The organism is Mesorhizobium sp. B2-3-5 (assembly GCF_006442395.1).
In the GTDB taxonomy this organism is placed as follows: domain Bacteria; phylum Pseudomonadota; class Alphaproteobacteria; order Rhizobiales; family Rhizobiaceae; genus Mesorhizobium.
The window spans coordinates 40,999-57,938 of the sequence record NZ_VFVX01000014.1; the positions used below are offsets into that span (position 1 = coordinate 40,999).

16 protein-coding genes are annotated in these 16,940 nt (G+C 63.6%); 11 read left to right on the forward strand and 5 right to left on the reverse strand.

Going from position 1 to position 16,940, the window contains the following annotated elements; translation table 11 throughout:
- The first annotated feature begins 193 nt into the window (after positions 1-193).
- A complete protein-coding gene (locus tag FJ958_RS17425) occupies positions 194-988 on the forward strand; it encodes an SDR family oxidoreductase (RefSeq protein ID WP_140744431.1) in 795 nt (264 codons plus the stop codon).
- A 151-nt stretch (positions 989-1,139) separates the two neighbouring features.
- Here the strand turns inward: FJ958_RS17425 and FJ958_RS17430 are convergent, their stop codons facing one another.
- Entirely contained in the window at positions 1,140-1,739 is a 600-nt protein-coding gene (locus FJ958_RS17430) for a LysE family translocator (protein ID WP_140744432.1), read from the reverse strand.
- Between the two features lie 96 nt (positions 1,740-1,835).
- Between FJ958_RS17430 and FJ958_RS17435 the strand changes: the two genes are divergently transcribed.
- Positions 1,836-2,705 (forward strand): LysR family transcriptional regulator, encoded by an 870-nt coding sequence (locus tag FJ958_RS17435; RefSeq protein WP_140744516.1) that lies wholly within the window; start codon positions 1,836-1,838, stop codon positions 2,703-2,705.
- Positions 2,706-2,830: 125 nt separating this feature from the next.
- Here FJ958_RS17435 and FJ958_RS17440 read toward each other — a convergent pair whose 3' ends face one another.
- The 3 genes from FJ958_RS17440 to FJ958_RS17450 form a co-directional block, all read right to left on the reverse strand.
- Entirely contained in the window at positions 2,831-3,481 is a 651-nt protein-coding gene (locus FJ958_RS17440) for a dihydrofolate reductase family protein (protein WP_140744433.1), read from the reverse strand.
- A 129-nt stretch (positions 3,482-3,610) separates the two neighbouring features.
- On the reverse strand, positions 3,611-4,441 hold the full coding sequence (locus FJ958_RS17445) for a protein-L-isoaspartate O-methyltransferase (protein WP_181176419.1): 831 nt from the start codon (positions 4,439-4,441) through the stop codon (positions 3,611-3,613).
- Between the two features lie 49 nt (positions 4,442-4,490).
- A complete protein-coding gene (locus FJ958_RS17450) occupies positions 4,491-5,855 on the reverse strand; it encodes an Nramp family divalent metal transporter (protein ID WP_140744434.1) in 1,365 nt (454 codons plus the stop codon).
- Between the two features lie 483 nt (positions 5,856-6,338).
- On the opposite strand from FJ958_RS17450, the gene FJ958_RS17455 reads away from it, so the two are divergent.
- A complete protein-coding gene (locus FJ958_RS17455; RefSeq protein WP_140744435.1) occupies positions 6,339-6,623 on the forward strand; it encodes a hypothetical protein in 285 nt (94 codons plus the stop codon).
- Between the two features lie 273 nt (positions 6,624-6,896).
- On the opposite strand, the gene FJ958_RS17460 is transcribed toward FJ958_RS17455, so the two are convergent.
- Positions 6,897-7,478 carry an amino acid synthesis family protein gene (locus tag FJ958_RS17460; RefSeq protein WP_140744436.1) on the reverse strand — a complete coding sequence of 194 codons (582 nt, stop codon included), beginning with the start codon at positions 7,476-7,478 and terminating at the stop codon, positions 6,897-6,899.
- Between the two features lie 162 nt (positions 7,479-7,640).
- On the opposite strand from FJ958_RS17460, the gene FJ958_RS17465 reads away from it, so the two are divergent.
- From FJ958_RS17465 to FJ958_RS17500, 8 genes are all read left to right on the forward strand, one after another.
- Positions 7,641-9,440, forward strand: a complete 1,800-nt coding sequence (locus tag FJ958_RS17465; RefSeq protein WP_140744437.1) for a helix-turn-helix domain-containing protein — start codon at positions 7,641-7,643, stop codon at positions 9,438-9,440.
- Positions 9,441-9,595: 155 nt separating this feature from the next.
- Entirely contained in the window at positions 9,596-10,573 is a 978-nt protein-coding gene (locus FJ958_RS17470; protein WP_140744438.1) for a flavin reductase family protein, read from the forward strand.
- 22 nt (positions 10,574-10,595) lie between these two features.
- Positions 10,596-12,107, forward strand: coding sequence for an aldehyde dehydrogenase (locus FJ958_RS17475; RefSeq protein ID WP_140744439.1), 1,512 nt, complete (start codon positions 10,596-10,598; stop codon positions 12,105-12,107).
- A gap of 32 nt (positions 12,108-12,139) precedes the next feature.
- Positions 12,140-13,216: an LLM class flavin-dependent oxidoreductase gene (locus FJ958_RS17480; protein ID WP_140744440.1), complete on the forward strand. Its 1,077-nt coding sequence runs from the start codon at positions 12,140-12,142 to the stop codon at positions 13,214-13,216.
- A gap of 2 nt (positions 13,217-13,218) precedes the next feature.
- Complete coding sequence (locus FJ958_RS17485) at positions 13,219-14,046, forward strand: alpha/beta fold hydrolase (RefSeq protein WP_140744441.1); 828 nt, start codon at positions 13,219-13,221, stop codon at positions 14,044-14,046.
- A gap of 264 nt (positions 14,047-14,310) precedes the next feature.
- Complete coding sequence (locus FJ958_RS17490) at positions 14,311-15,144, forward strand: transporter substrate-binding domain-containing protein (RefSeq protein WP_140744442.1); 834 nt, start codon at positions 14,311-14,313, stop codon at positions 15,142-15,144.
- Between the two features lie 53 nt (positions 15,145-15,197).
- Positions 15,198-16,172: an amino acid ABC transporter permease gene (locus tag FJ958_RS17495; protein WP_140744443.1), complete on the forward strand. Its 975-nt coding sequence runs from the start codon at positions 15,198-15,200 to the stop codon at positions 16,170-16,172.
- Positions 16,169-16,912: an amino acid ABC transporter ATP-binding protein gene (locus tag FJ958_RS17500; protein WP_140744444.1), complete on the forward strand. Its 744-nt coding sequence runs from the start codon at positions 16,169-16,171 to the stop codon at positions 16,910-16,912. The genes FJ958_RS17495 and FJ958_RS17500 overlap by 4 nt, the downstream gene beginning before the upstream one ends.
- Positions 16,913-16,940 lie beyond the last annotated feature (28 nt).

Here is a 16,940-nt window from a genome sequence, read left to right on the forward strand (position 1 = left end):
GAACTCCTTGGCTGCGCAACGGATGCGCCAGCCCCATCGCAAAAATAGTTTTTGGGGTCGCCGTTGACAAGATAGTGGCATATACCTACTTCGGCGAAGGTGGCATATGCCACTAATTGGAATTGGATGGCGCGGCGTGGGACTCGATAGTCCGCAAGGCCGAGCGACAACGAACAGGACGGAAGGAACGACAATGACTGGGAAAGACAACAAGGGCACGGCGGTCGTCACCGGCGCTTCATCGGGCATCGGTGCGGTCTATGCGGACCGGCTGGCGGGGCAGGGGTATGACCTCGTGCTGGTGGCGCGGCGCGCCGACCGGCTGGAGGAACTGGCCGAGAAGCTGCGCTATGCCTACGATCGCAAGGTCAGCGTGATCAGCGCCGATCTGTCCGACGACGATGATGTGCGGCGCGTCGAGCAGGCGATATCCGCCGACGAGAGCGTGACGCTGCTGGTCAACAATGCCGGCCTCGGCGGCCAGCAGGTGGTGGCGACGGCCGACGCCGACGCGGCCGAGCGCATGATCAAGGTCAATGTCGTGGCGCTCACCCGGCTGACGCGCGCGGTGCTGCCGGGGCTTTTGGCGCGCAATCGCGGCGCCATCGTCAACATCGCCTCGGTGCTTGCCTTCGACAGCTCGTTCGGCGGCATCTACAGCGGCACCAAGGCGTATGTCGTCAACTTCACCGAAGCCCTGCATCGCGAGGTCGCGGGCACCGGCGTCAAGGTCCAGGTGGTGCTGCCGGGCGCGACCCGAACCGATTTCTGGGAACTTGCCGGCAGCGACATCGACCAGTTGCCGAAGGAAATCATCATGAATGCCGACGATCTGGTCGATGCCGCCCTTGTCGGCCTGGCCAGGGGCGAAGCCGTCACCGCGCCGGCGCTTGTCGACGTGGCCAAGCTGGATACGTTCCTCGGCGCCAGGCAAGCCTTCTACGGCAGCCTGCACGCCGACAAGCCGGCCCCTCGCTACGCGGCCTGAGTGAACAGGGGGCGAAGCGGACGGAGTGGGACTTCGTAGGGCGAATGCCGCTGAAAACCCGGCATCGCCGCGCCAGTCCCCCACTCCGTCTCGGCTTCGCCGAGCCACCTCTGCCCCCACGTCCGTGGGGGAGAGGAAGGAGGGCCGTGCTCTACGCCGACCGCCACATCGGGATGATCGAGGCCGCCAGCACCAGCGCCAGCACGATGTTGAGTGCGCGCCATTGCCACTCGGTCTTGAGCAGCCGTGCCAGAACCATGCCGGCGACGCACCAGACGGACAGCGAGATGGCGGCGGTCAGGCCGAAAGTGGAGCCGAGCAGCAAGGCGAGTTGCCCCGGCCCGTCGGCCAACGCGGCAAACGAAGCGGCCGCGCCCAGCCCCATGGCCCAGCCCTTGGGGTTCATCCATTGGATGCCGGCGCCGCCAAGGAAGCTGTTCGGCTTGGCCATGGTGACGTCGAGATTGGGCGGCCCCGCACGGCCGATCTTGACCGCCAGCCAGAGCAGATAGAGGGAGCCGGCGATCTTCATCGCCAGCTGCAAGGAAGGCACCGCAAGCAACAGGCCCGCGAGCCCGGCGGCGGCCGCCCCTGTCACGGTCGCGAGGCCAGCGGCACTGCCGATCATCAGGGGCACCGAACGGCGAAAGCCGAACTGCGCGCCCGACGCCGTTGACAAGGTTGTGGCGATGCCGGGCGTGGCGGTGGCCACGAAGGCGAACAAGATGAGTGGCAGGATGGGCTGGAGCATGCGGCTTCCTTTGTCGGAGGCCGTCATGGTATGCGCGACTATCAATCAGTAAATGCGATATTTGTCATGGCTGGCATTAGGAACTATAATGCAGGCATGATCCGTAATCTCGACACTGCGCTCATCCGCACCTTCGTCACCGTCGCCGACAAGGCCAGCATGACGGCGGCGGCCAATGCGTTGCATCTGACGCAGGGCGCCGTCAGCCAGCAGGTCAAGCGGCTGGAGGAGACGCTCGGCTGCAGCCTGTTCGAGCGCGACAGGCGCGGCTTGCGCCTCACGCGATCCGGCGAGCGGCTGTTCGGCAAGGCAAAGCGCCTGCTCAGCCTCAACGATGAAATCTGGGCCGAGATGGCGGGGAGTGCCGTCGCCGGCGAGGTGCGGCTCGGCGTGCCCTACGATCTCGTCGGCACCTTGCTGGCGCCGGTGCTGAAGGCCTATGCCGAGACCTATCCGCAGGTCGAGATCTCGCTGGTCTGCGCCTCCTCGCCGGAGCTGGCCTCGGCTCTGGCGGCGGGAACCATCGACCTTGCGGTGATCGAGGAGCGGGTTGGTCCGAGCGCCGGCGAATGCCTTGTCATCGACCGGCTGGTCTGGGTCGGCGCCAAGGCCGGCGTTGCCCGCGCCAAGCGTCCGCTGCCGGTTTCGATCGTCGCCGACACTTGCGCCTTTCGCCCGGTCGTGCTGGCGGCGCTCAACGAGCACGGGCTGGAATGGCGCACCGTGTTCGAGAACGGCAACATCGACGCGACGACGGCAACCGTGCGATCGGACCTCGCCGTCACCACCTGGCTGGCTTCCACCGTGCCTTCCGATCTCGACATATTGCCGTTCGAGTCCGGCCTGCCGCCACTGCCGAATTTTGCCATCAACCTGCATTTGCCGAGACATGGCGTTGCGCCGGCGGCGCTGGAGTTCGCGCGGCATATTCGTGACGGGTTGGGCCGGCAAAGACAGGCGGCTTGAATTGTTGCATTGGAGAATGTCGACGTTCCATCGATGCGACCAACTCGGAAGTGTCGCGCCGCCCCTCATTGCCCTGCCGGGCGTTCGTCGGGCGGCGCAAACGTTCAAGGCAAAAGCCCGATCTGCTACTTCCAGTTCCTGCGCCGCTCGAGCTCGGCGTAGGATGGTTGCTCCGTGACAAAGGAGCCGGTCTTGATCTCACCGCCGCGCTCATAAGTCGCCATGATAATGCCGGTGGTCGACGTTAGCGACTTGGTGAGCTTGAAGGCGGCGGGCAGCGCGTTGTCGCCGAACAGCCGCTTGCCCTTGCCCAGCAACAGCGGGAAGATCATGAGCCGGATTTCGTCGATCAGCCCGTCGGCGAGCAGCGTCTGGATGAGATTGCCTGATCCCTGGATCAGCAGGTCAGGTCCGTCTTCCTGCTTGAGTTCCTTAAGCCTTGCAACGACATCGGGCCCAAGCCACTGGGTGTTCTGCCAGGTCAACGAATCCGGACGGTGCGTGGCCACATATTTGGTCGCCGGGTTGAAGGCATCGCCGATCGGATCTTTCTGATACGGCCAGTACGCGGCGAAGATGTCGTAGGTCCTGCGGCCGAGCAGCAGCGCGAAGGGTCTGGAGAACAATTCTTCCATGACCGTGCCCGCCACCTCGTCAAAGTAATGGAACGTCCAGCCGCCGAACTCGAAGCCGCCGACAGGATCCTCTTCCGGACCGCCCGGCGCCTGCATGACGCCATCGAGGCTGACGAAGGTGGCGGCGATGATCTTTCTCATTGTGCTCTCCCTTGTTCCATCCACGCCGTCGCGGCCGGACTATGGCCCAAGGACGGCCGGCGCGCGGCCATCCCGACACGGTTTGCCAAAAATTTTGCGCAAGCCGGTATCAATCCGCCCGTTGCCAGCTCAAGCGCCGGGATTTTTCGACGAGAACCAGACATCGCCGAAAATGGCCGTGGCGGTGCGGTCCGGCGCCTTGTCATGCGTCAGCCAGATCGAGCGGCTGCGCGCGGCCTGGTCGCGCGTCGGGATCTTGGCGGCGGGGTCCACGCTCGACGCGCCGACGCAAGGGATGAACCAGGAGCGCATGAACGGTTCGCACGCGAAGCCTTTTCCGGTGCGGGTCACCATCACCGCGAACGGAACGCTCTCGGTCGGGCGCCAGGGAAAAATCATGCGGCCGCCTGGCCGCAGCGCCTTCAGCCATCCGGCCGGAGGTGCGACGACGCCGGCATTGACGTAGATGATGTCGGATGGCGGCAGGGATGCCGTGACGGCGTCGCCATGGATGACGGCGACGTTGTCATAGGCTTCGAGATTTTTTCGCGCGCGGCCGGCCAGGTCTTTGTCGAGCTCGAAAGCGGTGACGCTGCCGCCGGGCGCGACAAGTCTGGCCAGCAGCGCCGTGTAATAGCCGGTGCCGGCGCCGATATGCGTGGCGGCCTCGCCGGGTCTCGGCGACAGTTTCCCGATCCACATGGCGTGCAGGAACGGCTCGCCATTGTTGATGCCCTTGTCGGCGTCGAGCGCCACCAGCACGTTCTGGTAGAGGTGGACCGGATCGGAGCTGGGCGTGGTTATCTTGCCCTTGCCGGCGATGATCGTCCACGGCCCCGGACCGAGGAAGGCTTCGCGCGGAACGCTGGCGAACACGTCTTCCAGCCGCGGGTCCGACGAGGCGGCGTTGGCGGCCATCAGCCGTGCATAGAACTTTCTGGCGTCTTCGACATTGGTCATGACGCCCGGGAAGATAGCGCGATTTTGCGCTCTTGGGACCGGGTGGACTTCAGCCCATCCCGAACATCGTGTCGTAGAGCAGCTTGAAATTGAGCACCAGGATGATGGCCGCGACCACCCAGGCCAACGCGGCGACCGCGCGCGGAATGGCAAGACTGCCCATCTTCTTCCGGTCGGACACGAACTGCACCAGCGGGATGACCGCGAAAGGCAGCTGCATCGACAGGATCACCTGGCTGAACACCAGCAACTGGCCGGTGCCCTTCTCGCCGTAGAGCGCGGTGACGGCCACGACCGGGACGATGGCGATGCCGCGCGTCAAAAGCCGGCGCGCCCAATTGGGGATGCGCAGGCGCAGGAAGCCTTCCATGACGATCTGGCCGGCAAGTGTCGCCGTCACCGTCGAGTTCAGGCCCGAGGCAAGCAGCGCGACGGCAAACAGGATCGAGGCGATGCCGAGGCCCAGCAATGGCGACAAGAGCTCGAAAGCCTGACCGATCTCGGCGACATCCTGGTGGCCGGTGCTGTGGAAGGCTACCGCCGACACGATCAGGATGGCGGCGTTGACGAACAGCGCCAGCATCAGGGCGATGGTCGAATCCGCCGTTGCCCATTTGACGGCATCGCGTTTGCCGGCGTCGGTGCGTTCATAGGCGCGGGTCTGCACGATCGACGAGTGCAGATAGAGATTGTGCGGCATGACCGTGGCGCCGATGATGCCGATGGCGATGTAGAGCATTGCCGGGTTGGTGACGATTTCCGAGGACGGCACGAACATCGAATGCAGGATCGAGCCGGGCGGCGGGGCGGCAACGAAAATCTGAATGGCAAAGCAGCTGAAGATGATGGTCAATAGCGCGACGACGAAGGCTTCGAGATAGCGAAAGCCCTTGTTCATCAACAGCAGCACCAGGAAGGCGTCGAGCGCGGTGAGCACGGCGCCGCCGATCAGCGGAATGCCGAACAGGAGCTGCAGCGCGATCGCCGTGCCGATCACCTCGGCCAGATCACAGGCGATGATGGCGAGTTCGCAGGCGATCCACAGCACGAAATTGACCGGGCGCGGATAATAGGCACGACAGGCCTGGGCGAGGTCGCGGCCGGTGGCGATGCCGAGACGGGCGGCCAGCGCCTGCAGCAGGATCGCCATCAGGTTGGACAGCATGATGATGAACAGGAGCCTGTAGCCGAACTGGGCGCCGCCAGCGAGGTCGGTCGCCCAATTGCCGGGATCCATGTAGCCGACCGAAACCATGTAGCCGGGACCCATGAAAGCGAACAGGCGGCGGGACCAGGCGCTGGAACTCGGCACCGCGATGGAGGAATTGACCTCGCGGAGGCTGGGCTGGTCGTCCTCTTCGGGCCTGGCTAACCGCCATGCGGATCGGGAGGCTGTGGCTTCGGCTTCAGACATGAAAAAGGACTTTCCGCGAGACTTGGCGATCTTCGCTTAAGCTATGCCACGGCTCAACATTATGCAATATGCTATATTTCATTGTCGGTGCTTTTTATCAGGTATTTTGCCGGAGGTGGCGGACAGGCAATCGGATTCGATATCGGGGTCGAAGAATTGTCCTAGATTCCCACGAGAAACCCTCTATCGCGGCAATAACGCTCGAGCGTATCGACCGAAGCCTGGGATCGGCGAGCGCTACATAGGTGTCGGGCCGCAGGTACGCTCGGCGAAGCCTCACAGCGGCGGCGCGAGAGCGCCAGAAGAGGGGGCCGGGCCGTCTGGTCAACCCGGCACGATTGTGATTCACGGCACATCGAACCAGAGATATGCGCCGACGTGGCCCAGCATGTTTGTTTTTTCAACGGCTTGGAACCGATCCCTTAAGTTCACGTTTTTTCACCAGGTCACCTTTTGTTGAAGGACCCAACGGAGGATATTCAAATGAACTTCAAGGTGCTCAGCTTGGGCGCAGTTGCGCTCGCAATGATGAGTAGTGCTGCATTAGCCGCCGGTTCCGGCACGTCCGCACTCGATGACCCGGCCAAGATGTCGCCGTTCTTCACTGACGCCGGCATGAAAACATTGAGGACCGAAGCGGATTTCAAGACCGCCTGGATGGCCATGAAACCGGACGAGCGTACGGCTGTGTTGAAAGACTGCGGCGATACCACGCTTAACAAGGCCCACGCAGAATTCTGCGCGATGGCCAAGAAAATGGGCGGCTAGGTCCAGGGCCCGTCTCGATCAAGGAAAGCCCAGCCCGGTCGTCGAGGAGAGTGACCGTCCAGATGAACGAGCTGGGGTTCCCCGCGCTTTTAGGAAGAACGGGCTTATCGCCTGTTGTGACTCTCTCTCTCTCTCTCTCTCTCTCTCTCTCTCTCTCTCTTGCGTCGTCTCTGACGATACGGCTTAGGATTCCGATCGAGGCCATAGCCAGTATTCCGATCTAATGCAGAACTGACGCACAATCCGACAACGTAACGGATGTCGCGCACGGCACTACATCGTGGCTTCCTGCTCCAGCTCTTCCATGTCCTGAAAACGGTCCGCGATCCGGGGATGAACCCGGCCGCCGTCGGCCGCGCCGATAGCCACGACGACCTCGTCGGCGGCCGGGCCGTCGGCGATCTGGAAGTTGGCGGTGATGAAATGCGAGCGGCGGCCGTTCTCGCTCTTGTGCATCATCGGCAATGACAGAAGCGCGCCCGGCGCGTTGCGTGTGTTGCAGAATTCCAGATAGGTCGTGCCGCCGACGGCGTCGCGGAACACGTTGCCGAAGCGCAGCGTGTGGATCATTGCCGAGGCGTGTTCGATCTCGCCTGCGACCCCGACAGCAGCGGCCTTGCCGTAGCTCTCGATGCGCTCCGCGGGCATAAGCCCGAGCAGCCGATGCGTGAGTTCATGCCCCAGCCGGGGCGCGATGGCCACGATCTCCGGCCGCAAGTTCTCGACGAAACCGCGCCCGGCCCACGGATTGCGCAGGACGGCGGCGACGACGATCGATGTTACCGGCCTGGCAGCCGCCTTGCCGCCTTCGATGTGCACTTCCTCGATGAAGGTGCAGACTTTTCGCAATTCCATGATTTTGGGCCCTGTTGGTGGAAGCCCAGCCTAGTAAGGCCCAATGGACAGGTATTCCTCCGGTTCGTAGGAAGAATCGGCGTGCACCTCGCTTGGAAGCGGTGTAGCGTTCGTATATCCGCGACGGCTTGAATTGGCCCTTCGCGAGGCGGAAGACCGGGCGTGGACCACGAGTCGCAGATTCTCTCTTTGCGGGACGCCGCCAGCCTCATCAATTCGGGTGGCGATCTCCAGTCCGTGCTGCGCGACCTCGTGCTGGCAGCCTGCCGTCATGCCAAATGGACCCTGGGCTCGATCATGAGCATCGATGCGCCGCATGGCCACGCCTATGTCATCGTGCGCCACGACCCGACGCTCATCCAACGCACGCTGCCGGACCGTTGGGAACTCGCGACCAGCCCTTCGATCGTCGCGCTCAACCGCAACGAGCCCGTCTATATCAGGGACGCGCGGGTATCCGAGGAGTTTCCGGGCTATCGCCGCGAGGCGTTCGAGCGCGACTACCGCAGCGTCCTGGTGATGCCGATGAACTGCGTCGATGAAGACAGCCGGCCAATGGTGCTGACCGTGGTCTCGCGCGAGATCACCGAAGTGAGCGCCGAGGATATCGCCTTCATCGGCATGATCGTGCATCTGGGCGAGATCGCGGTGGAGAAGCAGCATCGCTTGCGCCAGGAGAAGCAAGCCGGCGAGCGCCTGCAGCGCGCTTTGCTGGCGCACACCACGCTTCTTCAGCAGGCCCTGTCGGAAGGATCGGTGGTCTCGCTCGCTGAGAAAGTCGGCGAGCTGTTGCCCAATCCGGTCGTGGTCATCGATTTCCACGCCAACCTGGTCGTGGCTGGCCGCTCGCCGAGCGAAGCGCATTTTGATGCAGCGACCTGGCAACAAGCCGTCAGTGGCGTGCTCAACCGGCAGATCTTCAAAGTCGCGCGCGGCGCGTCCGAGGCGCGCCAGAGCGAGACGCTGTTCGTCGACGGCGGCGCGCACCGGCTCAAGCTTTCGGTGCGCATCGAGCCGCTCACAATCGATGACGAAGTGGTTGGCGCGCTGATGATTTTTCCGACGCCGCAGCAGTCAGGCCAGCTCGACCAGATGCTGCTCGACAGCGCCAAATTCGCGCTCAGCGTGCAGATGATGCGCAGCTTCGTCCGCTTCCGCTTCGAGACCAGATCGCTGACCGAGCTTTTCCTGGAAGTCGTCGAGCGCCGCTGGCGCGACGAGACCGATATCGTCAATCGCGCGCGCCGCTTAGGGGTCAACCTGACGACGCCGCAGAGAATGATTGTGGTCGACTACGCCGACGAGACCGGGGACGGCGGCAGTGGTCTTGCTGATCCGCATCATGCCCTTGTCCGGCTTCTGGAACAGGCAGGCATGGCAGGCATCGTTATCGCCAATGAAGGCGGCCTCGTCTGTCTCGTTGCGGACGATGCCGGTCAGGACAGCGTCCGTCTCGCGAAATTGCCGAACAGAATCGCCGCGGAGCTTGGCCGCTATTTCGAACGTGAGCCGACGGTCCTCGTTTCCGAAATCTGTGCCGCGCTGGCCGATTACCCGACGGCGTGGGAGCGTTGCCGCCGCATGCTCCGCATCGGCCGCTCCTTCGGGCGCACCGGCGTCTTCGCCGGCCAGGATTTTGGCCCGCTGCCGATGCTGGTCGCCGCCGCCGATGTGCCCGACGTGCGCAACTTCGTCGACAAAAGCGTCGGCGCGCTGGCCGCACATGACCGCGAGCACGGCACGCCCTATCTGGACACGCTGTTTGCCTATCTGCGCGAAGGCTGCCGCAGCCAGGCCTGCGCCGACGCCCTCGGCCTGCATGTCACCACCTTGCGCTATCGCTTGTCGCGCATGGAGGAGTTGTTCGGCATCCGGCTCGACACGCCCGAACAGCGCTTCGCGGTCGAGCTGGCGATCCGACTCAGCGGCATCATCGACAGCCGCGTGCCGACGGTCCGCTAGAACCGGTCCATCCCAACATTCCGCCGACATATGGTGCGTCGCGCTCGCGCTTGCTCGGGATGGCAGCAGACTGTCGCGAAGTCTTTCCTACAGATCGGAGGAAGAAGCCGTGCCGGCTCCTGCCTAGGTTTCATCCCGCAATGTGGAGGAAAGCGATGGCGGACGCGGTGGCACAAAGGATGATCGACCCGATCGCTTTGCGTCGCGCCTTCGGCACCTTCGTCACCGGGGTCACCGTGATCACCACGCGTGACAGCGACGGCAATCCACGCGGCATGACGGCCAATTCCTTCACCTCCGTCTCGCTCGATCCGCCGCTGCTACTGGTCTGTGTCGACAAATCGGCGGCGAGCTTTCCGGCCTTCAGTGAAAGCCAATCCTTCGCGGTCAATTTCCTGCATGAGGGGCAGGTCGATGTTTCATCGGTGTTCGCATCGAAGGCTGCGGACAAGTTCCAGTCTGTGAACCATGATCGCGCCCACACCGGCGCACCGGTCCTCACCGACAGCCTGACCTGGTTCGATTGCACCGTTCACAATCGCGTAGAGGCCGGCGACCACATCATCCTGATCGGTCAGGTACAGGCCTTCGGAACCAGCCCGTCAGCGCCGCTCGGGTTTTGCCGCGGCCGCTACGCCAGCGTGAAGGATCCGCTGCCAGCCGGTTGGCTGGCCTCGCAAGACATGATCATCGGCTATCTGGTCGAGGCTGGCGATCGCATCCTCTTGCGCAACGACGGTAAAGGCGGCTGGATGTTGCCGACGGCACGGCGCCGCAAGGCGGATAGCAACCTGATCCTAGATGGCGGCGAGGCGCTTAGCCTCGTTCCCGAAAACACCTTCCTCTATTCGGTTTTCGATATCGCCGACAGCGATCCCGGCTACCTGATCTACCGTGCCGAGCTGAGCCGCGAGGGTGCTGAAGCCGCCCTGCCGGATGGCCACGCCTTCTTTCCAGTCGACATGCTGCCCTACGAGCAGATCGTCACGCATGAGGTGCGCGCCATGCTGCGCCGCTATGCGCGCGAGCGGCAGGACAAGCGCTTCGGCATCTACATGGATACCGGCGACGGCGGCCGCGTCGCCATGATCGACGGCCAGTCGCAATCGTGGACGCAGGCCGCGTCCGAATGATGATCCACGCAGGACAGACAGCATGAAAACGACGGTCGCATCGCTCGAAGGCTCGCGCCAGAACCTGTTCATCAACGGTGCGTTCGTGGCGCCGAGGAGCGGGCACTATATCGACAGTTTCGACCCGACCACGGGCAGGCCCTGGTACCAGTTCGCCGAGGCCGACGCCGAGGATGTCGGCGCGGCGGTCGAGGCGGCTCGCGAGGCCTTCGCCAATCCGGCCTGGCGGCGTATGACCCAGACCGACCGCGGCAGGCTGGTGCGCCGCCTGGCGGAACTGGTCCTCGACAACGCCGACGAGCTGGCGCTGATCGAGACGCGCGACAATGGCAAGCTGCTCAAGGAAATGCGGGCGCAGATGCGCGCCATGCCCGACAGCTACACCTACTTCGCCGGCATGGCCGACAAGCTGCTCGGTGACACGATTCCCGTCAACAAGCTCGACATGCTCAACTTCAATCTGCGCGAGCCGATCGGCGTCGTCGGCATGATCACGCCGTGGAATTCGCCGCTGATGCTGCTCACCGGCACGCTGGCGCCGTGCCTTGCGCTCGGCAACACAGTGGTCGTCAAGCCGTCCGAGCATGCTTCGGCCTCGACACTCGCTCTGGCCGAACTGATCATGGAGGCGGGCTTCCCCGCCGGGGTCGTCAACGTCGTGACCGGCACGGGAGCTGTCGCGGGCGACGCGCTGACCAGGCATCCAGGCATCGCCAAATTCGTCTTTACCGGTTCGACCGCAACCGGGCGCCGCATTGCCGCCAATGCGGCGCAGAACCTCATCCCCTGCTCGATGGAGCTTGGCGGCAAGTCCCCTCACGTCGTCTTCGGCGACGTCGACATCGATCATGCCGTGAACGGCGTTGTGTCCGGTGTCTTCGCGGCCGCGGGCCAGACCTGCGTCGCCGGCTCGCGCTGTTTCGTAGAGGCGAGCGTCTATGAGCCTTTCATCGAGGCGCTGGTCGAACGCACAAGGCGGATGCGGGTCGGGCTGCCGATGCTGGAGGACACCGATATCGGCCCCCTCGCGCTGTCGGCACAGCTTGCCAAAGTGGAAGGCTATGTCGCTTCCGGTGTGCGCCAAGGCGCGCGGATCGCGGCCGGCGGCAAGCGTCCGCAGGCGGACGAGCTTGCCGGCGGCTGGTATTTCGAGCCGACGGTGATGACCGAGGCCGAGAACGGCATGCAGTTCATGCAGGAGGAGCTGTTCGGTCCCGTCGTCGGCGTCATCCCGTTCTCGTCGGAAGACGAGATGATCCGGCTCGCCAACGACACGCGCTACGGGCTCGCCTCCGGCATCTGGACGCGTGACATCAACCGCGCGCTGCGCTTCGTCCGTGATGTCGAGGCGGGCACGGTCTGGATCAACACCTATCGCGCCTCCTCCTTCATGTCCGCCAATGGCGGCTTCAAGGAGAGCGGCTACGGGCGGCGGGGCGGCTTCGACGCCATGGAGGAGTTCTCGCGCCTGAAGAACGTCGTCATCGACTATTCGGGCGCCATGCAGGACCCGTTCGTCATCCGCCTTCGCTGAGCAAGACCCGACGCAACGACCGGGAGACCGACATGAAATTCGCCGTATCGCTGACCATGGAGCGCTTCTCGCCCGATATCCCGATGGGGCAGGTGAAGAGCAATCTCCTGGACCTCGCGCGCATGGCTGACGAGGGCGGTTTCGAAACGCTGTGGACGGCGGAGCATCATACGATCGAATGCACGATCTCGCCCAACCCGCTGATGACGCTGACCTGGCTTGCCCAGCACACCGAACAGATCCGGCTCGGCACCTCGACGCTGGTCGCGCCCTACTGGAGCCCGATCCGGCTGGCGGGGGAGGCCGCGCTTTGCGACCACCTGACCGGCGGGCGGCTGGAATTCGGCATCGCGCGCGGCTCCTATCAGTATGAATTCGACCGCATGGCCGGCGGTATGCCGCAGCAGGAAGGCGTCGCCTATCTCAAGGAGCTGGTGCCGGCGGTGAAGAGGCTGTGGGCCGACGACTATGCCCATGACGGTCACTACTGGAAGTTCCCCGCGGCCGCCGGCGTGCCGAAGCCGCTGCAGAAGCCGCACCCGCCGATCTGGGTGGCCGCCCGAGACCCGGGCACATTCGACTGGGCGGTCGGCATCGGCGCCTCGATCCTGTCGACGCCGCTCTCGGCGCCGGCGGCGGAGATCGCCGTGCTCGGCGAGAAATTCCGCAAGGCCGTCGCCGATCATCCGGAGGTGGCGCGGCCGCGCCTGATGATGCAGCGTCGCACTTGCGTCTACGATCGGGCGCAGGACTGGGAGGTCGCGGTCGGGCATGCGATCGACTACGGCCGCGCGTTCGAGAACCTGTTCCAGAATATCGGGACGGTGCGCAGCGGCTTTCCCGAAGCCGTGCCCTACGACAGTGTCAAGGGCAAGGACAACTACAATCCCGAAAACATCCGCCGCAACCTCATGTTCGGTACGCCGGACGAGGTGATCGAGAAGCTGCTCGACTATGAAGCGGCCGGCGTCGATCAATATTGCCTCGGCCTGACGTTCAACCTGCCGTTCGAACTGCAGAAGAAGACGATCAAGCTTTGGGTCGACGAGGTGATGCCGGTCTTTGCCGCGCGCGAGCGCGACAAGGCGCGTCAGGCGGCGAGGGCGTGAGGATGGCACGTTCCGGCCAGCTCGATGTCGAAGGCGTGCTGCTCAACTGGCGCCTCGAAGGCGAAGGCGGCGTGCCGCTGGTTTGCATCCATGGCGTCGGCTCCTATCTCGAAGCCTGGAATGGCGTGGCCGAGCGGCTGAAAGATCGCTTCGCGGTCCTTACCTTCGATTTGCGCGGCCACGGCCGCTCAAGCCGGGTCAAGGGCCGCTACGAGATCGATGCTTTCGTCGGCGAGACGCTGGCGCTGGCCGATCATCTGGGGTTTTCCACCTTCAATCTGGCAGGGTTTTCCTTGGGCGGTTTGATCGCGCAGCGCCTCGCGCTGACGCATGCCGAACGCCTGCAAAAACTGGTGCTGCTGTCGACGGTCGCAGGCCGGACACCAGAGGAGCGGCATGCGGTGCGCGGCCGGCTGGCGGCGCTGATGGCGAGCGATGCCTCGGCGCATCACGCCGCCTCGCTGTCGCGTTGGCTGACGGAGGATTTTCAGAACAGGAACCCTGAGATCATCGCGGAACTGCGCCGGCGCGACGCCGAGAACGACCGTGACTGCTACGCCGCTGCCTACCGGGTTCTCGCCGAAACCGATTTCGGCGGCATCCTCGACCGCATTACCTGCCAAACCCTGATCATGACGGGCGCGGACGACCAGGGGTCCAGTCCGCGCATGGCGCGGCTGATGCACGAACAGGTCCAGGGTTCGCAAATCGCCATCCTGCCCAGGCTTCGCCACTCGATCCTGATCGAGGCGCCGGCCCTCGTCGCCGACACGATGGCCGATTTCCTGCTGGGCGTCGATCGCGCGAGAGGAGCCGTTGCGCATGGTTAGCGGTCTTAGCGGAGCAGGTGAGGGTGTTTTGTTCAAAGCGCTGGGCGGCACTTCGCTGGGAAGAGGCCAAAGCTTTCCCCGTGAGCGAGGGAATGACGGCTGCAGACATCCTTCGCGGCAGCGGAAGACCGGACCGGCGCTGGCATCGCTAAATCCGCGAGCCATCCGGAGGATGCCGATCTCGTCGGCAAGGGATTGCGAAGTCATGACCGGCTGAACGGCCATGAGCGCATGGGACTGAACAAACAACAGGGGAATACGCACATGACATTCTGGAACAGACGACAAATGGCGATGGCCGCGCTGGCGCTTGCGCTCGGCGCATATCCTGCCCACGCCGGCGCGGTGCTCGACCGCGTGACCGCGGCAGGCACGCTCAAGGTTGCGACGGACGCCAACTGGGCGCCACAATCCTTCGTGAACGCCAACAATGAACTCGACGGCTTCGACGTCGACGTGGCCAAGGCGATCGGCAAGCATCTCGGCGTCAAGGTCGAGTTCGTCACGCCTGGCTGGGACATCATCACCGCCGGCAACTGGGCGGGGCGCTGGGACATGCATGTCGGCTCGATGACGCCAACCAAGAAGCGCGCCGAAATCTTCGATTTCCCGGCGGTGTACTACTACACGCCGGCCGCGGTCGCCGTGCACAAGGACAGCAAGGCCAAGACCCTGGCCGACCTCGACGGCAAGGTGGTTGGCGCCACCAGCACGTCCACCTTCGAAGCCTATGCCAAGAAGGATCTGACGCTCGACGCCGCCGGCGCGCCGGCCTTCGAGTACAAGCTCAACCCGAAGGAAGTCCACTCCTACGAGAACTCAACGACGGCCTTCGACGACCTTCGCCTCGGGGATGGCGTGCGCCTGGACGCGGTGGTGTCGTCGCTGCCGTCGATCCTCGATGCCGTGAAGGCCGGCTATCCGATCAAGCAGATCGGCGATCCGGTGTTCTACGAGCCGCTGGCGATCGCCATCGAGCATGGCGATCCGGAACTGTCGGCCAAGATCGCCGACGCCGTGAAAGCGATGAAGGCGGATGGCACGCTGAGCAAGCTCTCGGAAAAATGGTACGGCCAAGATTATTCGAAGACGAACTAGCCCTTCAAAGGCGGCCTGCCGATGGCAGGCCGCCGAACCGCCGGTGCTCAAAGATGCTCTATCCGGATACCGTCGAGGCCGAAGTCCTCGTTCACAAGCCCTGGTTCGTGGCTACGATCTTCGGCATCGTTCTGCTCGTCTTCATGGCTTTCAACATGTCGGGCACCAGCTTTGCCGAACTCATGCGTCCGGTAATCGGCGAACCGTCGACGAGCGGCCTCTACGGGCGCTTTGCCATCGGCTTCGCCATAGCGGTGATCTTCACGCTGAACGTCGTGCTGATCGGCTTCGCGCCGCTCAAGCTGCAGATCGGCATTGTCTGGCTGGAGCTGCTGCTCCTGTTCATCGGCTTCTTCGAAACGTTCCATCTCAGCCTGCCTTTCATCCGCGAGAAACTGCCGTTCCTGATCAGCCAGGGCGTCGTCACCACCCTCTATGTCTCGGCGATTTCCATCGTCATCGCTTCGGTCATCGCGGTGGCGGGCGCCGTCGCCAAGCTCTCCAACAATGGCTTCGCCTACGCGATCGCCAGCTTCTACACCTCCTTCTTCCGCGGCCTGCCGCTGCTGATGCAGGTCTACCTGATCTATCTTGGACTGCCGCAGTTCGGCTTCGTCATCAATGCGGTCCCAGCCGGCATCCTGGCGCTGTCACTCTGCTACGGCGCCTACATGACCGAGATCTTCCGCTCCGGTATCCAGAGTATCGATCGCGGCCAGTGGGAGGCTTCGCGCTCCATGGGGTTCGGTTTCGCCTTGACCATGCGCCGCATCATCCTGCCGCAGGCGTTGCCGGTCATCATTCCGCCGACGGGCAACCAGTTCATCTCGATGCTGAAAGATTCCTCGCTGGTCTCCGTCATCGGCGTTTGGGAATTGATGTTCCTAGCGCGCACGCTCGGCCAGAAGACCTTCCAGCACATGGAAATGCTGATCTCGGCCGCCATGATCTATTGGATGCTGTCTATCTGCCTCGAACTCGTCCAGTCCCGGATCGAGCGTCACTATGCCAGGAGCAAGGTGCGATGACCGCCCAAGCCATCATTGAAGCCAGGGCCGTGTCCAAATGGTACGGCCAGTTCCACGCGTTGAAGGACATCAACCTGACCGTCCACAAGGGCGAACGCATCGTCATCTGCGGGCCTTCAGGCTCCGGCAAGTCGACATTGATCCGCTGCTTCAACCGCCTTGAGGCGCATCAGGCCGGCGAGATCGTCGTGAACGGCGTTGCCCTGCATGGCAAGATGAGCAACGTCGCCGCAATACGTTCCAACGTCGGCATGGTCTTCCAGCACTTCAACCTGTTTCCGCACATGACGGTGCTGATGAACTGCATGGCCGGGCCCATGTGGGTCAAAGGTGCCTCCGCCACGGAAGCACGCAAGACCGCGCTCCAGTTCCTGGAACGTGTGCGCATTCCCGAGCAGGCGAACAAGTTCCCCGTCCAGCTTTCCGGCGGCCAGCAGCAGCGCGTGGCGATCGCTCGCAGCCTGTGCATGAAACCCGATGTCATGCTGTTCGACGAACCCACATCCGCCCTCGACCCGGAAATGGTCTCCGAGGTGCTGGAGACGATGACTGGACTGGCACGCGACGGCATGACCATGGTGTGCGTCACACATGAGATGGGCTTCGCCCGGGCGGTGGCCGATCGCGTCATCTTCATGGACGCCGGACAGATCGTCGAGGAGGCCACGCCTGACGAGTTTTTCGGCCACCCGTGCCATGATCGAACGAAATTGTTCCTTAGCCAGATCTTGAAGCATTAGCCTTCTGGGAGAAGTCTGCTTTCGCCTT

Bases quoted from the DNA above. Each gene is read 5' to 3' on its own strand.
- FJ958_RS17490 (WP_140744442.1), top strand. From the start codon at position 14,311: ATGACATTCTGGAACAGACGACAAATGGCGATGGCCGCGCTGGCGCTT.
- FJ958_RS17445 (WP_181176419.1), bottom strand. From the start codon at position 4,441: ATGACCAATGTCGAAGACGCCAGAAAGTTCTATGCACGGCTGATGGCC.
- FJ958_RS17475 (WP_140744439.1), top strand. From the start codon at position 10,596: ATGAAAACGACGGTCGCATCGCTCGAAGGCTCGCGCCAGAACCTGTTC.
- FJ958_RS17455 (WP_140744435.1), top strand. From the start codon at position 6,339: ATGAACTTCAAGGTGCTCAGCTTGGGCGCAGTTGCGCTCGCAATGATG.
- FJ958_RS17430 (WP_140744432.1), bottom strand. From the start codon at position 1,739: ATGCTCCAGCCCATCCTGCCACTCATCTTGTTCGCCTTCGTGGCCACC.
- FJ958_RS17425 (WP_140744431.1), top strand. From the start codon at position 194: ATGACTGGGAAAGACAACAAGGGCACGGCGGTCGTCACCGGCGCTTCA.
- FJ958_RS17470 (WP_140744438.1), top strand. From the start codon at position 9,596: ATGGCGGACGCGGTGGCACAAAGGATGATCGACCCGATCGCTTTGCGT.
- FJ958_RS17450 (WP_140744434.1), bottom strand. From the start codon at position 5,855: ATGTCTGAAGCCGAAGCCACAGCCTCCCGATCCGCATGGCGGTTAGCC.
- FJ958_RS17480 (WP_140744440.1), top strand. From the start codon at position 12,140: ATGAAATTCGCCGTATCGCTGACCATGGAGCGCTTCTCGCCCGATATC.
- FJ958_RS17440 (WP_140744433.1), bottom strand. From the start codon at position 3,481: ATGAGAAAGATCATCGCCGCCACCTTCGTCAGCCTCGATGGCGTCATG.
- FJ958_RS17435 (WP_140744516.1), top strand. From the start codon at position 1,836: ATGATCCGTAATCTCGACACTGCGCTCATCCGCACCTTCGTCACCGTC.
- FJ958_RS17460 (WP_140744436.1), bottom strand. From the start codon at position 7,478: ATGGAATTGCGAAAAGTCTGCACCTTCATCGAGGAAGTGCACATCGAA.
- FJ958_RS17485 (WP_140744441.1), top strand. From the start codon at position 13,219: ATGGCACGTTCCGGCCAGCTCGATGTCGAAGGCGTGCTGCTCAACTGG.
- FJ958_RS17495 (WP_140744443.1), top strand. From the start codon at position 15,198: ATGCTCTATCCGGATACCGTCGAGGCCGAAGTCCTCGTTCACAAGCCC.
- FJ958_RS17500 (WP_140744444.1), top strand. From the start codon at position 16,169: ATGACCGCCCAAGCCATCATTGAAGCCAGGGCCGTGTCCAAATGGTAC.